Annotated in this window: 16 protein-coding genes and 1 pseudogene; 13 read left to right on the top strand and 4 right to left on the bottom strand. The window is 42.1% G+C overall.

Features of this window, described 5'->3' with window-relative positions:
- Positions 1 to 72 precede the first annotated feature (72 nt).
- The 5 genes and pseudogenes from srfP (at position 73) to AC4CV5_RS16695 (ending at position 7,874) form a co-directional block, all read left to right on the top strand.
- Entirely contained in the window at positions 73 to 3,225 is a 3,153-nt protein-coding gene (srfP, locus tag AC4CV5_RS16715; protein ID WP_490923317.1) for a surfactin resistance protein SrfP, read from the top strand.
- 323 nt (positions 3,226 to 3,548) lie between these two features.
- Positions 3,549 to 4,460 (top strand): diacylglycerol kinase, encoded by a 912-nt coding sequence (locus AC4CV5_RS16710; RefSeq protein WP_003219448.1) that lies wholly within the window; start codon positions 3,549 to 3,551, stop codon positions 4,458 to 4,460.
- 57 nt (positions 4,461 to 4,517) lie between these two features.
- Entirely contained in the window at positions 4,518 to 5,912 is a 1,395-nt protein-coding gene (rlmD, locus tag AC4CV5_RS16705) for a 23S rRNA (uracil(1939)-C(5))-methyltransferase RlmD (RefSeq protein ID WP_490923316.1), read from the top strand.
- Between the two features lie 55 nt (positions 5,913 to 5,967).
- A pseudogene (locus AC4CV5_RS16700) lies at positions 5,968 to 6,690 on the top strand (type I restriction enzyme endonuclease domain-containing protein).
- A gap of 164 nt (positions 6,691 to 6,854) precedes the next feature.
- Positions 6,855 to 7,874: a hypothetical protein gene (locus AC4CV5_RS16695; RefSeq protein ID WP_490923315.1), complete on the top strand. Its 1,020-nt coding sequence runs from the start codon at positions 6,855 to 6,857 to the stop codon at positions 7,872 to 7,874.
- A 770-nt stretch (positions 7,875 to 8,644) separates the two neighbouring features.
- Here AC4CV5_RS16695 and AC4CV5_RS16690 read toward each other — a convergent pair.
- The 3 genes from AC4CV5_RS16690 to AC4CV5_RS16680 form a co-directional block, all read right to left on the bottom strand.
- Positions 8,645 to 8,866, bottom strand: a complete 222-nt coding sequence (locus tag AC4CV5_RS16690; RefSeq protein WP_490923402.1) for a CDI toxin immunity protein — start codon at positions 8,864 to 8,866, stop codon at positions 8,645 to 8,647.
- A gap of 432 nt (positions 8,867 to 9,298) precedes the next feature.
- Complete coding sequence (locus AC4CV5_RS16685; RefSeq protein WP_248339911.1) at positions 9,299 to 9,769, bottom strand: antitoxin YezG family protein; 471 nt, start codon at positions 9,767 to 9,769, stop codon at positions 9,299 to 9,301.
- Between the two features lie 4 nt (positions 9,770 to 9,773).
- On the bottom strand, positions 9,774 to 11,783 hold the full coding sequence (locus AC4CV5_RS16680; protein ID WP_490923314.1) for a T7SS effector LXG polymorphic toxin: 2,010 nt from the start codon (positions 11,781 to 11,783) through the stop codon (positions 9,774 to 9,776).
- 189 nt (positions 11,784 to 11,972) lie between these two features.
- Here AC4CV5_RS16680 and AC4CV5_RS16675 point away from each other — a divergent pair, with 189 nt between their 5' ends.
- The 3 genes from AC4CV5_RS16675 (at position 11,973) to AC4CV5_RS16665 (ending at position 13,764) form a co-directional block, all read left to right on the top strand.
- Positions 11,973 to 12,989 (top strand): hypothetical protein, encoded by a 1,017-nt coding sequence (locus tag AC4CV5_RS16675; protein ID WP_490923312.1) that lies wholly within the window; start codon positions 11,973 to 11,975, stop codon positions 12,987 to 12,989.
- Positions 12,990 to 13,063: 74 nt separating this feature from the next.
- Positions 13,064 to 13,195 carry a hypothetical protein gene (locus AC4CV5_RS16670; RefSeq protein WP_268379645.1) on the top strand — a complete coding sequence of 44 codons (132 nt, stop codon included), beginning with the start codon at positions 13,064 to 13,066 and terminating at the stop codon, positions 13,193 to 13,195.
- A 242-nt stretch (positions 13,196 to 13,437) separates the two neighbouring features.
- Entirely contained in the window at positions 13,438 to 13,764 is a 327-nt protein-coding gene (locus AC4CV5_RS16665) for a four-helix bundle copper-binding protein (RefSeq protein ID WP_326222496.1), read from the top strand.
- Between the two features lie 56 nt (positions 13,765 to 13,820).
- Here AC4CV5_RS16665 and AC4CV5_RS16660 read toward each other — a convergent pair whose 3' ends face one another.
- Positions 13,821 to 14,141, bottom strand: coding sequence for a DUF421 domain-containing protein (locus tag AC4CV5_RS16660; protein WP_490923310.1), 321 nt, complete (start codon positions 14,139 to 14,141; stop codon positions 13,821 to 13,823).
- Positions 14,142 to 14,393: 252 nt separating this feature from the next.
- On the opposite strand from AC4CV5_RS16660, the gene rapH reads away from it, so the two are divergent.
- The 5 genes from rapH to AC4CV5_RS16635 all read left to right on the top strand — a co-directional run bounded on the left by rapH (position 14,394) and on the right by AC4CV5_RS16635 (position 17,831).
- Positions 14,394 to 15,536: a response regulator aspartate phosphatase RapH gene (rapH, locus tag AC4CV5_RS16655; RefSeq protein ID WP_490923309.1), complete on the top strand. Its 1,143-nt coding sequence runs from the start codon at positions 14,394 to 14,396 to the stop codon at positions 15,534 to 15,536.
- The gene (gene phrH / locus AC4CV5_RS16650) at positions 15,526 to 15,702 is read left to right on the top strand and encodes a phosphatase RapH inhibitor PhrH (RefSeq protein WP_326222493.1); all 177 of its coding nucleotides are present in this window, start codon (positions 15,526 to 15,528) and stop codon (positions 15,700 to 15,702) included. Before rapH ends, phrH begins: the two co-directional genes overlap by 11 nt.
- Positions 15,703 to 15,861: 159 nt before the next feature.
- Positions 15,862 to 16,581 carry a YebC/PmpR family DNA-binding transcriptional regulator gene (locus AC4CV5_RS16645; RefSeq protein ID WP_166854715.1) on the top strand — a complete coding sequence of 240 codons (720 nt, stop codon included), beginning with the start codon at positions 15,862 to 15,864 and terminating at the stop codon, positions 16,579 to 16,581.
- A 125-nt stretch (positions 16,582 to 16,706) separates the two neighbouring features.
- Positions 16,707 to 17,138, top strand: coding sequence for a spore coat protein (locus AC4CV5_RS16640; RefSeq protein ID WP_490923400.1), 432 nt, complete (start codon positions 16,707 to 16,709; stop codon positions 17,136 to 17,138).
- A gap of 108 nt (positions 17,139 to 17,246) precedes the next feature.
- Positions 17,247 to 17,831, top strand: coding sequence for a TetR/AcrR family transcriptional regulator (locus AC4CV5_RS16635; protein WP_490923307.1), 585 nt, complete (start codon positions 17,247 to 17,249; stop codon positions 17,829 to 17,831).
- Positions 17,832 to 17,907: the final 76 nt, after the last annotated feature.

Raw genomic sequence — 17,907 nt, 5'->3', positions numbered from 1 at the left:
GTTGTTGCGTTATAACGTTTAGTATTATATAGAATGACCAGTCAGTCAATTAAAAATGTAATGGAGGATATGATGAATCACGTTATTAATTTCGTTCTGAAAAACAAATTCGCCGTATGGCTGATGACGATTATTGTAACAGCAGCCGGCTTGTATGCGGGTATGAATATGAAGCAAGAATCCATTCCTGACGTGAACATGCCTTACTTGACGATCAGCACGACATATCCGGGCGCGACGCCAAGCCAGGTGGCTGATGAGGTGACCAAACCGGTTGAACAAGCGGTGCAGAATTTGGACGGGGTCAGTGTTGTGACTTCGACGTCCTATGAAAACGCATCGTCGGTCATGATTGAATATGACTATGAGAAAGATATGGACAAAGCCAAAACAGAAGCGGCTGAAGCATTAGAAAACGTCAGCCTGCCTGATGACGCGAAGGACCCGGAAATTTCACGCTACAGCTTGAACTCCTTCCCGATTCTGACGCTGAGCGTGTCCAGTGACAAAGACAACTTGCAAGAACTGACGAAACAAGTGGAGGACAGCCTCGTTTCTAAGCTTGAAGGCATAGAAGGCGTTGCTTCAGTCCAAGTATCAGGCCAGCAGGTGGAAGAGGTTGAATTCTCTTTCAAAGAAGACAAACTGAAAGAATTCGGCCTTGATGAAGATACAGTCAAGCAAGTGATTCAAGGTTCAGATGTGACAACTCCGCTTGGATTGTACACATTCGGAAATAAAGAAAAATCTGTTGTCGTAAGCGGCGATATTGAAACAATCAAAGATTTGAAGAATATGAGAATCCCGACGGCATCTGCTTCAAGTGCTGGCAGCAGCGCAGCATCTCAAGCGGCAGCGCAGAGTGCACAAGCAGCTCAAAGCACGGCAGCACAGGCGCAGCAAAGCGCAAGCACAGACGTGCCGACGGTCAAGCTTTCTGACATTGCCACAATGAAAGATGTGAAAAAAGCTGAATCTGTTTCACGCACAAATGGCAAAGACAGTATCGGCATTAACATCGTCAAAGCAAACGATGCAAACACAGTAGAGGTTGCTGACGATGTCAAAGCTGAGCTGAAGAAGTTTAAAGAAGACCATAAAGGCTTCGACTACAGCGCAACACTCGATATGGCAGAGCCGATCACACAGTCAGTTGAAACGATGTTAAGCAAAGCCATTTTCGGCGCTATTTTTGCGATTGTGATTATTCTCTTATTCTTAAGAGATATCAAATCAACATTAATTTCGATTATTTCTATTCCATTATCATTGCTGATCGCACTTCTTGTGCTGCAACAGCTTGATATCACACTGAATATCATGACGCTCGGTGCGATGACAGTTGCGATTGGACGGGTTGTCGATGACTCTATCGTTGTGATCGAGAACATTTACCGCCGCATGAGACTCAAAGATGAGCCGCTCCGCGGAAAAGCTTTGGTTCGTGAAGCGACGAAGGAAATGTTTAAACCGATCATGTCATCAACGATCGTGACAATCGCAGTATTCCTGCCGCTCGCACTTGTAGGCGGACAAATCGGTGAGTTGTTTATCCCGTTTGCCTTAACGATTGTTTTTGCGCTTGCCGCATCCCTGGTGATTTCGATCACGCTTGTGCCGATGCTGGCGCACAGCCTGTTCAAAAAATCATTAACAGGTGCGCCAATCAAAGCGAAAGAACACAAACCTGGCAGACTTGCAAACATCTATAAAAAAGTATTGAACTGGGCGCTGAGCCATAAATGGATCACGTCTATCATCGCTGTTCTTATGCTCCTTGGAAGCTTGTTCCTTGTACCGTTAATCGGTGCCAGCTACCTGCCGTCCCAGGAAGAAAAAACGATGCAGCTCACATACAGCCCAGAACCGGGTGAAACGAAAAAAGAAGCCGAAAAAGAAGCTGAAAAAGCGGAAAAAATCCTGCTTGACCGCAAGCATATCGATACGGTTCAGTATTCATTAGGCTCTGGCAGCCCGCTTGCCGGAGGAGATTCTAACGGTGCGTTATTCTATATCAAATATGAAAGCGACACGCCAGACTTTGATAAAGAAAAAGACAACGTGCTGAAGGAAATCCAAAAGCAGTCTGACCGCGGAGAATGGAAGTCACAGGACTTCAGCTCTTCAGGCAATAACAATGAATTAACATACTATGTGTATGGCGATTCTGAAAACGACATTAAAGACACGGTCAAAGACATTGAAAAAGTCATGAAAGATGAAAAGGATCTGAAAAACGTAAGCTCAGGCCTTTCCAGCACATATGATGAGTACACATTTGTCGCTGACCAAGAAAAATTAAGCAAACTTGGTTTAACGGCGTCTCAAATTTCTCAGGCCTTAATGACACAAACATCACAAGAACCGCTCACAACCGTGAAAAAAGACGGCAAAGAGCTTGATGTGAACATTAAGACAGAAAAAGACGAGTATAAGAGTGTGAAAGATTTAGAGAACAAAAAGATCACTTCTGCAACTGGCCAGGAAGTCAAAATTGGCGATGTTGCAAAAGTGAAAGAAGGATCAACATCCGATACAGTGTCAAAACGTGACGGAAAAGTCTATGCAGATGTCACAGGTGAAGTGACAACAGACAACGTTACAGCTGTATCAGCTGATGTCCAGAAGAAAATTGATAAGCTTGACCTTCCTGATAACGTATCGATTGATACAGGCGGCGTATCAGCAGATATCGCTGATTCCTTTACGAAGCTCGGTTTAGCGATGCTTGCAGCGATTGCGATCGTCTATCTCGTGCTTGTGATTACATTCGGCGGAGCACTAGCGCCATTTGCGATTCTGTTCTCATTGCCGTTCACAGTTATCGGTGCCCTGGTCGGACTTTATGTATCAGGTGAAACGATCAGTCTGAACGCAATGATCGGTATGCTTATGCTCATTGGTATCGTTGTTACGAATGCCATTGTCTTAATTGACCGCGTCATCCACAAGGAAGCGGAAGGACTGTCTACGAGAGAAGCGCTCCTCGAAGCCGGCTCTACACGACTCCGTCCGATCTTGATGACAGCCATCGCGACAATCGGCGCCTTGATTCCGTTAGCACTCGGATTCGAAGGCGGAAGCCAGGTCATTTCAAAAGGACTCGGCGTAACCGTTATCGGCGGTTTAATCAGTTCGACGCTTCTGACGCTCTTAATCGTGCCAATCGTATACGAAGTATTGGCGAAGTTCCGCAAGAAAAAACCGGGAACGGAAGAAGAGTAAAAAAACAAAAAGCCTCAGCTCTGCTGAGGCTTTCAGCTTGTTGAAAAACCCTCGCATTCGTTGTCAGGTCTGCGCGTCGGTGCTCACGAATTCTACATTCGCTCCGCTCCAATGCTCCCCCTTCCTAGACTACAAAGGTTTTCAATCAAGCTGAAAGAATGTTAAGGATGACAAAAGCTCAAAACAAGAATCAGTTTTGAGCTTTTGTGCGTTTTCACCTGTAAGATTATGTACATTTTGTTGCGATTTTTTTAACTCATAGTATAATTAAAGGTTGTTAGTGTAAAAATGGATCGGATACTCTTAAGTAGGATGATGAGATAATGAAACGTGCACGCATAATATACAATCCGACTTCAGGACGGGAGATCTTTAAAAAGCATCTTGCCCAGGTCCTGCAAAAATTTGAACAAGCCGGCTATGAAACCTCCACCCATGCCACGACATGCGCAGGAGACGCTACGCACGCCGCCAAGGAAGCGGCATTGCGTGAGTTTGACTTAATCGTTGCAGCAGGAGGAGATGGAACGATCAACGAGGTCGTCAACGGGCTTGCGCCTTTAGACAACCGTCCGACACTCGGTGTCATTCCTGTCGGCACAACGAACGACTTCGCCAGAGCGCTCAATATTCCGCGCGAGGATATTTTAAAAGCGGCAGATACGGTCATTAACGGTGTTGCCCGCCCGATTGATATCGGACAGGTGAACGGCCAGTATTTTATCAATATCGCCGGAGGAGGACGTCTGACGGAACTGACGTACGACGTGCCAAGCAAACTCAAGACGATGCTCGGCCAGCTTGCTTATTATTTAAAGGGAATGGAAATGCTGCCTTCACTTCGTCCGACAGAAGTCGAGATTGAATATGACGGCAAGCTGTTTCAAGGTGAAATCATGCTGTTTTTGGTCACGCTGACAAATTCCGTCGGCGGGTTCGAAAAACTCGCACCGGATTCCAGCCTGAATGACGGCATGTTTGATTTGATGATATTAAAGAAAGCAAACCTTGCTGAATTTATCAGAGTCGCAACGATGGCGCTCCGCGGCGAACACATCAACGACCAGCACATTATTTATACAAAAGCGAACCGCGTGAAAGTCAATGTATCAGAAAAGATGCAGCTGAACCTGGACGGCGAGTACGGCGGCATGCTGCCGGGCGAATTCGTGAATCTGTATAGACACATTCACGTCGTCATGCCGAAGGAGAAAGCGGAACAGCTGGATGACTAAAAACTTGGCTTGTACAGGCCAAGTTTTTCTTTCGCTTAAAACTAGAGGTGATTATAGATGAAAATGAAACCCCCAGTAGAAAAAAACGAATACTACGACGTGACATTTGAGGATTTGACCCACGAAGGAGCGGGCGTCGCAAAGATCCAAGGCTTCCCAATCTTTGTGCCAAATGGTCTGCCGGAGGAAAAAGCACAAATCAAAGTGACACGCGTCAAAAAAGGGTTCGCTTTCGGCCGCCTGATCGAGCTGAAGGAAGAAAGCCCGCACAGAACTGACGCCCCATGTCCAATCTACAAGCAATGCGGAGGCTGCCAGCTTCAGCACATGACCTACGAAGGCCAGCTCTTGTTTAAACAGAAACAAGTCAAAGACGTCTTAGAACGGATCGGCAAGCTGGACCTGTCAAACGTCACCGTACACCCGACACTCGGCATGGAAGACCCTTGGAACTACAGAAACAAAGCGCAGGTGCCGGTAGGAGAACGAGAAGGCGGACTCGTCGCCGGATTCTATCAGCAAAGAAGCCATGACATCATCGACATGAGCGCCTGCCTGATCCAGCAATCCAAAAACGACGAAGCCGTCCAAGCCGTCAAAGACATTTGCGCCAAATACGGTGTCAAAGCCTACAACGAAGAACGCCACAAAGGCTGGCTCCGCCATATTATGGTTCGATACGGCGTGGTAACGGGAGAAATGATGATCGTCTTCATTACAAGAACGAACGACTTCCCGCACAAAGCGAAGATCATTGAAGACATCACAGCGCAATTCCCGCACGTCAAATCCATCGTGCAAAACATCAACCCAAACAAAACAAACGTCATCTTTGGGAACGAAACAAACGTCATCTGGGGCGAAGAATACATCTACGACCTCATCGGAGACGTCAAATTCGCCATCTCCGCAAGATCGTTCTATCAGGTTAACCCAGAGCAAACAAAAGTGCTTTATGACAAAGCGCTTGAGTACGCGGAGCTGCAAGGAGAAGAAACCGTCATCGACGCCTACTGCGGCATCGGAACGATTTCCCTCTTCTTGGCGAAGCAAGCGAAAAAAGTGTACGGTGTAGAGATTGTGCCGGAAGCGATTGAGGATGCGAAACGAAACGCTGAGCTCAACGGCATCACAAACGCAGAATTCGCGGTCGGGGAAGCGGAAACCGTGATTCCAAAGTGGTATGTAGAAGGCATCACGGCCGATACTCTCGTCGTCGACCCGCCAAGAAAAGGCTGCGACGAAGCCCTCCTGCGCACGATTGTCGAGATGAAGCCGAAGCGGGTTGTGTACGTGTCCTGTAATCCTGGCACGCTGGCAAGAGACCTGCGGGTGCTTGAGGATGGCGGGTACGTGACGCGCGAAGTGCAGCCTGTGGATATGTTTCCGCATACGAATCATGTGGAGGTAGTATCGCAGATGATTTTAAAAAATGAAGCAGGCTCCCGATAAGGGTAATACCTGCTTCTATTCAAATGTTGGGTGGCAAATCGGTAATTAATCACCGGTGTTCATCCATAAACTAACAAAAGGTGATGCTCCGGATACTGCCCAAATGAACGAAAAAGTAAGGCAAATGATGGAGGAAGCGTTGATAAGTGAAGGTGTGGAAGAAGTATTCAAGTTAGATAAAAATGACCCGAAAAATAGTGCGGATTTATTTAGTGATGAATACTTAGCTAAGATTAATAAAATCAAACTACCAAACACTAAAATTAAGCTTCTACAAAAACTACTGTCAAAAGCAATTGAGGAATTTAAAAAAAACAATAAAATTCAGGGTGTCGACTTTTTAAAAAGATTTAAAAAATTGGTTGAACAATATAATGAAAGAAAAGACTTCTAAGCTTTGCAAAGTGATGTTTTGGATGATGTTGCAGAACAATTTGCTGATTTGTTCGCAGAACTAATGAAAGAGCGGGACTCTTTCAAGGAGTTAGGGATTGATTATGAGGAAAAGGCTTTTTACGATATTCTCAAAGCAATTTTCGAGAAACATGAATTTGAATACCCGCACGACAAACTTATTAAACTATCACAAGAAATAAAGGCAATTATCGCGGATAAAGCTAGATATACAGACTGGCCGAGTAGAGATGATATTAAGGCAGAGCTAAAAGTTGATCTTATATTAACGCTTGCTGAAAACGATTACCCTCCTGTCCCTAAAGACGAGATCTTTAAAGAGATATTCGAACAGTCAGAGAACTTTAAGAAGTTTAGGGCTTAATCTAAGCCGAACCTATTTTTTTAAGTATTAAAAGAAGAGATGCTTATGCATCTCTTCCCTGTCTGACATACAAGTTGCACTAACAACTTAGTTAAGTATGGACAGAGATAAACCAAAGTATAAGGTACATTTAAGTAATTTATAAGGTGTTTAAGGGGGAAAGTATGGATAGAAAAAGTTTGATTGAATTTTATAAAGAAACGGGTTATAAAACTAAAAGTTTATCTATAAGAGGAATACCTCCTAGACCTAGCGAGTGGAATGTTCCCCTTTTTATTAAAAAAGTATATCCTGAAAATATTGACATATTTAAAAGTTCTTTGAATAATAATCAGGTTGAAATTGAATTAGAACAGGAAGATTTAGAATATTTTAAGGCGTTATTGTTACATGAATCTTTATTTAACTTTTATAAGGCTTTTTATAACTATTTATGTGCATTAAAACTATATGATGGTGGACTACAACATTGGATCGAAATTACTGCATATTATGCAAAATTTTATATAGCAAACAGTATTATTACCTTATCGGGAAAGTCAAGATATATAGTTTCTGGGAGTAGTGATAACTTCGTTGAGGATATTTATAAGCTAGTAAATAATAAAGGTTATCAAAATAATATAAATAAGAACGGAAGTTTTGTGGCAAGTCATGCAAAGTACGGCATTGAAATCGATATTAATCCATCTTTAAATGAAGGAAAACTGATAATCACTAATAATTTAGGAAGCGGTGGTTCACATAGCTACGTCTGGAATAAGTATTCTGCTTTAAATACAGAAGAATTCGGTATCACTGAAATGACCTATAGTTACCCGCAGCATCTTACCGAAGAAAGAAACCTTGAGAATTATTCTTTTGAAGGTTATAGACAATTGGACTTTAATTTGGAATTGGACAATTTTAAGAGTTACTTCCAAAGAGAATATATCAAAAAACAATCAAATCTAATTTATACTAGTGAAACAGCTATAATACTTGGAGTAATTGGTGAATTGTTTAATTTATTTGAGGAATTAAAGGTAAATGAATTACCAATTGAAAAAGAAAAATTAATACATATGTGCAAATACACATTAGGTGACTCTGAACAATCCAAGAAATTGTCAGATTTAATTAGCTCCGGTTTTCCAAGTAAGAATAAATATTTAGACGAGTATCATTGGTATGAATCAAATTAAAATATTTTGCGTAGACAAGCTGAAACAATTGGTGATATAAATGAAACTTTTATTATGCCTTGAGTGTAACGATATATTTAGCCTCGACCTAAAAATGAAAAAAAAATGTAGCTGTAGAAAGTAAAGGGCAGTACATTTACAATACCAAGAAATTATTAACATTTACCAAAAAAGAAAAGTACATACCTCAACCCATGAATTATAGCGAAGGCCGTAGCCTCGGTGAAAATTACTTTGATCTTTTGTTTTCAGTTTGCATTTCTGAATTAATTAATAGGTCCGTTCTCCACAGAGAAGTTTTTTTACTCACCTTCACCGAGTCTTCTTTCTCTAGTAATCTCGTTCATTTCAATATATGACTTAGCTTTCAATCTCTTTTTTCTTTAAGAAGGTTCATACTGTCAGATTTAAGTTTCTTAATTTAAATTTCAAATGCTAGGTTTCATTTAGGATTTCTAACTAGGAAAATTGAAATAGGACACTTTTATTTATGTGTTTTGAAGTAAAATATAGTTGTATTCAAACTATAAGAAGGAGAATTGAATGCTTGATTATAATTTAGATTTAGAGTGATTTTTGTTACGAAGCCCATCATCAAAGAAGTTTTTGAAGAAATAGAAAAGAATTTTGTGGAATATTTTGATAAATATTTTTTTGGCGGAATAGTAGCGACTAATGTGACAATTGAAACTCTTAAAGAAAAAATGAAGATTAATAGTAATATTAAGATTTCGATAGACAAATCTAAATTTCAAAAAAGTAGCTTACTACTATTCACTTCTCCCGATTGTGACCTCACCATCATGGAAAAATTCAATAACAAAACCGTGGTCGCTGTACATATAAGTATCTGAACCTACAGCAAGTACGTTATCTAGCACTTCTATTGCATTTTCTAATGTAGTCCTCACAACAGGAAAATCCGATGGATTCCATAGAAGATTAATGGTTGTATCTACAATCCCTTGAGACTTTTCTATTATATAGATCATCATAGGTTTCTATATATCTTTTTGAGGTACTTTGTCCTATTCAATTCTAGCCCAACTGGTTATCGGGAATTTGTTGTTTGGTGTCTTAAAGTATTGTTCGGTTAGCTCATCTGATAAAATTACTTTAGGATCTCTAAGGACTTCGATGCATTCTTCAAATAAGTCCAAAATTTCCACCTCGTTATTTGTTAAGATGTTTAAGTAATGATATGAAGGTGTTTTCATCAGTTCGTCAAATTAATTTTGAAGTGCAATAAACATGGAAGCATAAATTTGATCACAAACTTGTAATGAATTAGGGATTTATGGAAATGAATGATTTTCTTCACTATCCTTTGTATTAAAGATAATAGGTTTGTTTTTTTGGTTTCCATAAAAGCCAACCTGAGAATATAAAATAGCCCAGCAGTAAAAAGCTGAGCTATTTTTGAATTATAGACCGAAGTAGTTTATTACAAACTGTTTATCTTCCTCATCTTCAGGCAATATTCCTAAATTTTTATATTCCCATACCACTTGTCGTTGAGTACCATTTAAGTCTGAGGCAATGACATCGGTGTAATCATAATCTATTGAAAATTTCCCGCTTCTTTCTAAATGTAAAGTGAGGTTTGTCCATAAGTCCTCATTGTTTGTTTTAAATTCATTTCGTAACTCTTCGAAATAATCATGCAATTCATATAGAAGTTCGTCATATATATCTTCATTAACATTAAAGTGTTCAGGAATATCGTGGGAATATATATATTCCTGATTTTGTGGAATAGTAAAGAAAAAGTAAACTTCTGAAGAATCATCTAAAATTTCGGCATAAAGAGCAACCTTCTCCCACTCAGAGGGGATAATTTCATTTATTTGCTCAGCGATTTTTTGATATAGTACTCCCATCTTTTCAGTTTCCACAATATCAGCCTCCTGCTTGATTTTTTATTCTAACATTTTTAAATCTTTTATTCCCGATCTTATATTTGACTTTAAATAAATTAGGTCTTAAAGAGTCTCCACTATAAATAGGCTTAATTTCAATTGTTACTAATTTGGGAGGTTCTTCTTTAAGAGCTTTTGCCCACTCCTGCTCCATCTCATACCATTTCCCGCCGCTCCTATTAATCTGAGAATTCATCGGCACGATATTGTCGAACTGGCCTGAGCCTTTGAATTGGGTGGCGATTAAATGCCCTCCATCATCGTCAGGCTTTCGGTCTTGGGGCTTTCCAGCATTGGACTGTGCATACTGGTTTCGTTTTGCTTCTCCCAGCAGCAAGTCTGCTTTGACACTTGTAATTCTACCATAGTTGTCAGTGGTGTACGTGTAGCCTTCTTTTGTTTTATAGACAACATTCGGCTTCAGCACTTTCTTTCTGCTCCATTTTGCATAATGCTCGCCGTATTTGACGGTTACCGGCGGTACAACTGGCGCTGGTGTTCGTCTACCGCTTGAAGAAGTTCCGTACGGTTTCGGCAGGATGACCTTGGCGAATTTCTGCAGTCCCTCTTTAAGTGTGACCCCATTGACTGCGTTGTAAGGAACGCCTGCCGGCACTAAATCGTGACGCGGGTGATATGGGAGAATATCCGCAAGGGTTAGATCTCCGACTTGATTTAATTTGGTTTTGACCTGTTTTTTTGATACTTCTATGCCTTTGTTTACTTTTTGTTTGATGTGATCAATGGTTTGTTTTGAGACTGTTATGGCTTTTTGAGCTTTTGCTGATTTGCTTGCTGCTGTTTTGACTTTGGTCGTTACTTTGGCAGCTGTGCCAGTTTTTGAGACGGCGCCAACGCCTTTTGTGCCGACAACTGATGTGACAACCGTGCCAACCGCATATGACACCCATCTTGCTCTTGAGTAGGTGTCACCATTCACCATGTCTTTTTGGTATGATTCTTCGATTGCCGCTGAAATGGCTTCATACGTTTTGATCGGGTGAGCCACCGCTCCTGTAATGGCTTCAACGGTTCCGCCCGGATCTGTGACCATATCCCACAGGCCTGTGACCGCGTCTTTTCCGGAATCATAAAGGCCAACGGCGACCCCTTTGAAACCTGCTTCAAACTCACGCGTGTTTTCAATTTGGGTGAAGTATCTCTGTTGTTCTGCTGTCAGATTTTCATAGCCGATCGTTTTTGCCATTTCGTAGAATTCATCGGCATCTGCATAATCGTAGTTTTTCATTCTTTCTTTCAGTTTTTCAATCTCCCGTTCCTTCGCTTCCTCTTTCTTAATCTTCAAGTAAGCCTCAGTCCGCTTTTCAATGTCGCCTTTTTTCTTATGTATGTCACTCTCACGGTAGGCTTTGGCGTTGTAGTGGATGGGTGTGGCGTTTTTGCCTTTGCCTGTTGCCTCTTGGAGCTTTTGGAAGTCGGACTTAATGAATTGTTCGTTTGGTTCTGACAGGGCGTATTCTGTCAATAGGTCTTCGTCCAAGGCGTCCAATTTTTCCAGTGTTTTTTTGCGTTTGTCGTTGGCATCGGCCAGCTCGTCTTTGAAGGTTTCTGTTGAAAACAGGTCGAGCGGGAGGATGTCGTCGATATCGTTCAGGATGTCTTTCATCGCTTTTTTCTGTTCGGACATGATGGATTTTGATTTTTTATTGGCATTTGCCAGTTCGTGTTCCAGGAAGGATTCTTCGATGTATGCGTCAGAGAGGGCTTTATCCTCGACTGCTCCGGCGATGCTGTTGAAAAATGCGATTTTCATGTCGATGTAGTCGATCCATTGGTCGGTGACGCCGACGTGGTCGTGGTAGAATGCCTTTATATTGCTGGCGCCTTTTCCTGAGAATTCGCTGTCACTGAGATCAGCGACGCTTTTTAACGCTTTTCTCAAGTTTACCATTTGCGTTCTTAGTTCTTTATACTCTTTTGCACGGTCTGTCGCTTCCGAAAGCAGTGTTTTCGCTTCAAGTACTTTCATGACCATTTCCCTTCTTTTGTTCGCTCAATATCAAAATTTTACCACGGGGCAGGATGAGGGTGGGGGTGAGAACGTGTTTTGGTGGAAAAATGAGTCATTTGGCATGCGTCTTTGTTCATGAAGGGATTGGTGGAAACATGGTCGAAATGTTATTGTTCACTAAACATTTTTTGGAAGAGGAGCATGGTGATGAAGAAAAAACGCATTACATTCGGTTTATTAGGGTTAATGATATGCATCATCCTATTTGTTCTATATATACAATTACATGATAAAAACAATATTCCTGTCAGAGCTCCCGCCATCCACCCCGAAGAAGACCGCATCTTTTTTATTTACTCCAATCCTTTCATAAAAGAAAGCACGCTGCTTTCGACTTCAACAGGCGAAAAATTTAACAGGCGTACATTCAAGGTGGCGGATGTGCCATACATCCAAACGAAGTCTTACGCATCAACAGACATTGTGTTATTAGCGGAACATGAGTCCTTTTATTACACGCTGGAGAAGGATGCCATAAAAAAGCATCCGCTATCAAATCCATTTTCGTTTTGGTATGAGGGGAAGGATGTTTCTGTTAAGGCCTATAACGTTGATACGATGGGGAATGACATCCATATAAACGACAGAAAGACGAAAAAGGAATATAGCCTTACCTTGCCTTCGCTTGTCACGATGGGGTCTAGTGATGAGAACTATATTTATATTATTCAGGGTATGTCTATTTACGTGATTGATAGAAAGACAGAGGAAATGATTAAGACTTTGGGTTTAGCTTCATATGCAGATCAATTCGCAGACTCAGCCGAATTTATTGTCGCGAGCTCGCAGCATGAACTGACTGTGATTGAAAAAGGGACATGGAAGACGACATATATTCCGTATCCTGATGAGCTTGAATATGCTGATACCGTGTACTATGACAAAGAAAGCGGCCATTTTTACGTGACGTACGAAGACAAAGAGGGGGAAGCGAACCTGCTTGAGTATGGGAAGGACTTTTCTTTTCGCACATATGGCTTAAAATTCCGTTATATGGATGCAAAGTTTGAGGGGAATCAACTGTATATTGTTGCCCAGGAAGAGCATAATAAGGGCATTGGCGGGTACGTGGGTGTGTTTGATATCCATTCTAAGAAGATGCTCTATCAGTTTGATTTGCCTGAGGAACAAGTGAAGGTGCAGGATTTTGTTGTGATCGATTGAGAGTATTTCACTTTCTGCTTCTGTAAAAGTGGAATGTACAAACCTCCAAAAGACCTATAAATAAGAAAGCTACTATGGGGGAACGGAAAGAGAAACATCATGATTATCAAATGATAGATTGCCGCTATAATTATCAAATGTGGGATGCATTGCTGAATGAGGCTTACGGCGTGCTGCAAGTTGTTTCAGACATGGAGGCCTTGTGAATGGAGCAATGCTAATAGACAAAGGATAGAGATGCGGCGGCAAATCAGCATAACGAAGAAGACGGCTCATTAGAATGTGTCATTGAGCTAGTGAATACGTATATGAAATAAAACGAGGGGCCTTGTGCCGCAACGTATCAGTGTTGCGGACATAGGTCTTTTTTGTTGATAAAGGAGTCATGTTTTACAAGCAGGGGATATGGATATGGTATGAATGAGATGATTATTGAGGAGGTTTACGAATGGCGTATGAACAATATCAATCGTTAGTTGAGACATTGCATGACTGCATGGTGGCTTGCAACCATTGCTATGACACCTGTTTAAAAGAAGAAAATGAAAATATGATGGCGGATTGCATTCGGCTGGACCGGGAATGTGCTGATATTTGTGCGTATGTTGCGCAGTCGATTGTAAGAGGCACGCCGTTTGTTTCAGAGCTGACACAGGTTTGCGCGGCGATTTGTGAGGCTTGCGGAAATGAATGCAAAAAGCATGACAAAGAGCATTGTCAGGATTGTGCGGAAGCTTGTTTTTCATGTGCCGAGGCTTGTAAACAGGCAGCTTAACAATGAGCGTATTTCATGGGCTTGAAACAGTTAGAGAAGACTGTTTCAAGCCTTTTTTATTCAGGTGAAGAATCCTCTTTTTTATCAATATACAGAGTGCCGTCTGTTTGAACTTCTGCATGAAAGACTTCTGCAGGATGCTGGATACCTGTTTCTTTTAGCCGATCCATCAACCATTGTTTGCTCAGATTCATTTTTTTCAGGTTGTCTTCTCTCACTTTCCCATCAGCTATGACTGAAGCAGGATGAGATACGTTCGGATTTGCATTTTCCCCTTGAACGTTCATATCCTTTTTCGTCACGTTTTGTTTTGCTTCCTTTTTCAGTACGGATAGACTGCCGTCCGTTTCAAAAATGGCATAATCGACATCGGCCAAGGAAAATATATTTTTATTCCATGCTGGACAATCCTTTATTGGTGTCTCAAGAGATTGCAGCCCCTACGAATCAAATGAATGGATAACACGTAATGCCTGACAGCAGATTTTGGTACGATGCCTTTGTCAGGCATTTATTGTTTGAAGAAAAACAAATTGACAGGATGAAAAAACAATTTCTTCCTCCTATATTGTTTTCAAAATTTGGGATTGATAGAATATGACATATCTCACAGAGAAGGAGGGAAGCCGTTGAGTCAAGCCATACCGTCTTCGCGTGTTGGTGTTAAGATTAATGAATGGTACAAGATGATTCGCCAGTTCAGTGTCCCGGATGCTGAGGTCCTGAAAGCGGAGGTGGAGCAGGACATACAGCAGATGGAAGAGGATCAGGATTTGCTGATCTATTATTCTCTGATGTGTTTTCGGCACCAGCTGATGCTGGATTATTTGGAGCCGGGACAACCTTACGGGAATCGCCCTACAGTGACAGAGCTTCTTGAAACGATTGAAACTCCTCAGAAAAAACTCACAGGCCTTTTGAAATACTACTCTTTGTTTTTCCGCGGCATGTATGAATTTGATCAGAAAGAATATGTGGAAGCGATCGGGTATTATCGCGAGGCGGAGAAAGAACTGCCGATTGTGTCAGATGAAATTGAGAAAGCGGAATTCCATTTTAAAGTGGCAGAGGCGTATTATCACATGAAGCAAACCCATGTGTCGATGCATCATATTCTTCAAGCCTTAAACATTTATCAAAACCATCCCCTATACAGCATTAGAACCATACAAAGCTTGTTTGTGATCGCCGGCAACTATGATGATTTCAAACATTATGATAGAGCGCTGCCGCATTTAAAAGCGGCGCTGGGATTGGCAATGGACATTCGAAACGACCGGTTGATCGCCATATCTCTGTTGAACATCGCGAATAGTTATGACAGATCAGGAGACTATCCTATGGCTATAGAACATTTCCAAAAAGCAGCGAAAGTAAGCAGGGAAACGGTCCCTGACCTGCTTCCGAAAGTCTTGTTTGGCTTAAGCTGGACATTATGTAGAGCAGGCCAAACAGAGAAGGCGTTTCAGTTCATAGAAGAAGGATTAGAACTTATCACAACATATCCAAATGCGGGTTCTCACAAATTTTATAAAGAATTGTATTTGTTCTTGCAGGCCGTCTACAAAGAGAGTGTTGATGAAGCTAAAGTCCTTGAGATGTTAGCCTATTTTGAAAAAAAGAACCTGTACGCTTACATTGAAGCATGTGCCCGCAGCGCTGCCGCTGTTTTTGAAAGCCGCTGTCATTTTGAACACGCTGCTGCGTTTTATCGTAAAGTGCTGAAAGCCCAAGAAGATATTCAAAAAGGAGAGTGTTTATATGCTTACTAAGAAAAAAGTGATGATGTGCTTTGCTGTTACTCTAGTTTTCGGAAGTATTTCGTTTCCTTTCTTGACAAACTCCGGCGGTTTTAAGGAATCAACGGATCGAAACACGACGTATATCGATCATTCCCCTTACAAACTCATGGATCAGAAGAAGAAAGCCCTTAGCTAGGGCTTTTTCTTGCTTTACGGAAGACGTTCGATTCTCCACACTGCGGCATTCCTTCTATTTCTAACGCAAGACACTCGAAACAACCAAACCATTTGAGGTATAATGGATAAAGTGAATAACAATATACAGATTGATATATATGAAAGAGAGTGGAGCATCATGGGCCGTAAGTGGAACAATATTAAAGAGAAGAAGGCGTCTAAGGACGCGAATACGAGTCGGATTTATGCGAAGTTTGGCCGTGAGATTTATGTGGCGGCGAAACAGGGCGAGCCTGATCCGGAATCCAATCAGGCGCTGAAGGTTGTGCTTGAGCGCGCGAAGACGTACAGTGTGCCGAAAAACATCATTGAACGTGCGATCGAGAAGGCGAAGGGCGGAGCGGAAGAGAATTTCGATGAGCTTCGTTATGAGGGCTTCGGTCCGAACGGATCAATGATCATTGTTGATGCGCTGACGAATAATGTAAACCGTACGGCGCCGGAAGTGCGTGCGGCGTTCGGGAAAAATGGCGGAAACATGGGTGTGAGCGGATCTGTTGCTTACATGTTTGATGCCACGGCTGTTATTGGTGTAGATGGCAAAACAGCTGACGATGCGCTAGAAATCCTGATGGATGCGGATGTCGATGTTCGTGACATTTTAGAAGAGGATGACAGTGTGATTGTATATGCCGAGCCGGATCAATTCCATGCGGTGCAGGAAGCATTTAAAAACGCGGGCGTTGAGGAATTCACGGTTGCCGAGCTGACAATGCTTGCGCAAAGTGAAGTGACGCTTCCGGATGATGCGAAGGAACAGTTTGAAAAGTTGATTGATGCGTTAGAGGATTTGGAAGATGTTCAGCAGGTGTATCATAACGTTGATTTAGGTGAATAAGAAAAATGAGCAGACTGTCATGGTCTGCTTTTTCTTTTTAGCTGATTTAGGCGGCCGCCCATACGATCTGTAAGATCTTCTCATACTCTGGACTGTAACCTATGAGAAGGAGAGAGTGGATGAATATGACTGATACAAGACATATGTATGACGGATCCGGCTTTGGTCAATATCCGGACTGTGGTATGGGCCATCAGGGATACGGCATGCAGGGTGCAGGCTTTCCGGGCTATGGCATGCATGGTGTAGGCTATCCGGGATACGGCATGTATGGAGGAGTCGGCGGCTATCCGGGCTATGGCGCACACGGGGGATTCGGCGGCTACGGGGGCTCTCCGGGAACTGTAAGCTATCCAAGCTACAGCATGCACCATGAGAACGATGGGCATCACCATTATTATCATCATGATGGAAAAGATAATCATCATCACCATCATGACGGTCATTACGGCCATTATCACCATCATCATGATGGAAAAGATAATCATCACCATGACGGTCATTATAGCCATCATCACCACCATATGGGCCACTGGGGACAAGGCGGCCATAAATAAAGGCTGTTTAAAAGGGAACACTCTTGCTGACCAAGGGTGTTTTTTATATTTATTCTTGACTGTTCAGTCTGAAAAATGGTAATCTTTGTTTCAGGAGGTGATGAGCTTTTGGGGAGGAATAAAGAATTTGATACGGCACTTGTTCTTCACAGAGCGATAGAAGTTTTTGGAGAGTATGGTTATGAAGGAACGTCTCTTCAGGAGCTGCTCTCTCATTTAGGCATTGCGCGCCAAAGTTTGTATGATACGTATGGTACGAAGCGTGATTTGTTTCTGTCAGCTGTGAAAACGTATCTTGAGGGGAAAAACGCTGCCGTGATCGAAAGGCTTGAGGCGCCTGGATCTGTAAAGGAAGCCATACGTGATATTTTTCAGGAGGGTGTCAATGCCCTTAAAGATTCGGAACGGGCGAAGGCGTGTTACATCATTAACAGCGCGATTGAACAGATCCCGCATGATCCTGAGCTTGCCGGGTATTTTGAGGGACAATCCAAGCAGCTTGAGGACGCTTTTTATCAGGCGCTTTTAAGAGCGAAGGATCAAGGAGAGCTGACTGGCAAAGACACTGATATATCAGCGCTTGCCCGATACTTGAATCAGAGCAGACTGTCTCTGACGTTTGTTGCTAAAGTGACGGCTGATATGGATCGGCTTCAGGATCATGTTGACGTGAGTTTATCGGTGCTTGATTAACATGTGGTAAAGGATTCTTTGCCCATGTATGCACTTTTTGGACTGGATGGTCTAAAAAACAAAACATGAGGTGATG

It is taken from the genome of Bacillus sp. NS1 (genome assembly GCF_058248265.1).
The sequence above is the reverse complement of the archived record's forward strand: the minus strand, read 5'-3'. Positions and strand labels throughout refer to the sequence as shown.

Coding starts and splice junctions, on each gene's coding strand:
- phrH (WP_326222493.1), top strand. CDS start 15,526: ATGCTTACTAAGAAAAAAGTGATGATGTGCTTTGCTGTTACTCTAGTT.
- AC4CV5_RS16690 (WP_490923402.1), bottom strand. CDS start 8,866: ATGATCTATATAATAGAAAAGTCTCAAGGGATTGTAGATACAACCATT.
- AC4CV5_RS16640 (WP_490923400.1), top strand. CDS start 16,707: ATGACTGATACAAGACATATGTATGACGGATCCGGCTTTGGTCAATAT.
- srfP (WP_490923317.1), top strand. CDS start 73: ATGAATCACGTTATTAATTTCGTTCTGAAAAACAAATTCGCCGTATGG.
- AC4CV5_RS16710 (WP_003219448.1), top strand. CDS start 3,549: ATGAAACGTGCACGCATAATATACAATCCGACTTCAGGACGGGAGATC.
- AC4CV5_RS16670 (WP_268379645.1), top strand. CDS start 13,064: ATGGGGGAACGGAAAGAGAAACATCATGATTATCAAATGATAGATTGC.
- rlmD (WP_490923316.1), top strand. CDS start 4,518: ATGAAAATGAAACCCCCAGTAGAAAAAAACGAATACTACGACGTGACA.
- AC4CV5_RS16665 (WP_326222496.1), top strand. CDS start 13,438: ATGGCGTATGAACAATATCAATCGTTAGTTGAGACATTGCATGACTGC.
- AC4CV5_RS16645 (WP_166854715.1), top strand. CDS start 15,862: ATGGGCCGTAAGTGGAACAATATTAAAGAGAAGAAGGCGTCTAAGGAC.
- AC4CV5_RS16675 (WP_490923312.1), top strand. CDS start 11,973: ATGAAGAAAAAACGCATTACATTCGGTTTATTAGGGTTAATGATATGC.
- AC4CV5_RS16680 (WP_490923314.1), bottom strand. CDS start 11,783: ATGAAAGTACTTGAAGCGAAAACACTGCTTTCGGAAGCGACAGACCGT.
- AC4CV5_RS16695 (WP_490923315.1), top strand. CDS start 6,855: ATGGATAGAAAAAGTTTGATTGAATTTTATAAAGAAACGGGTTATAAA.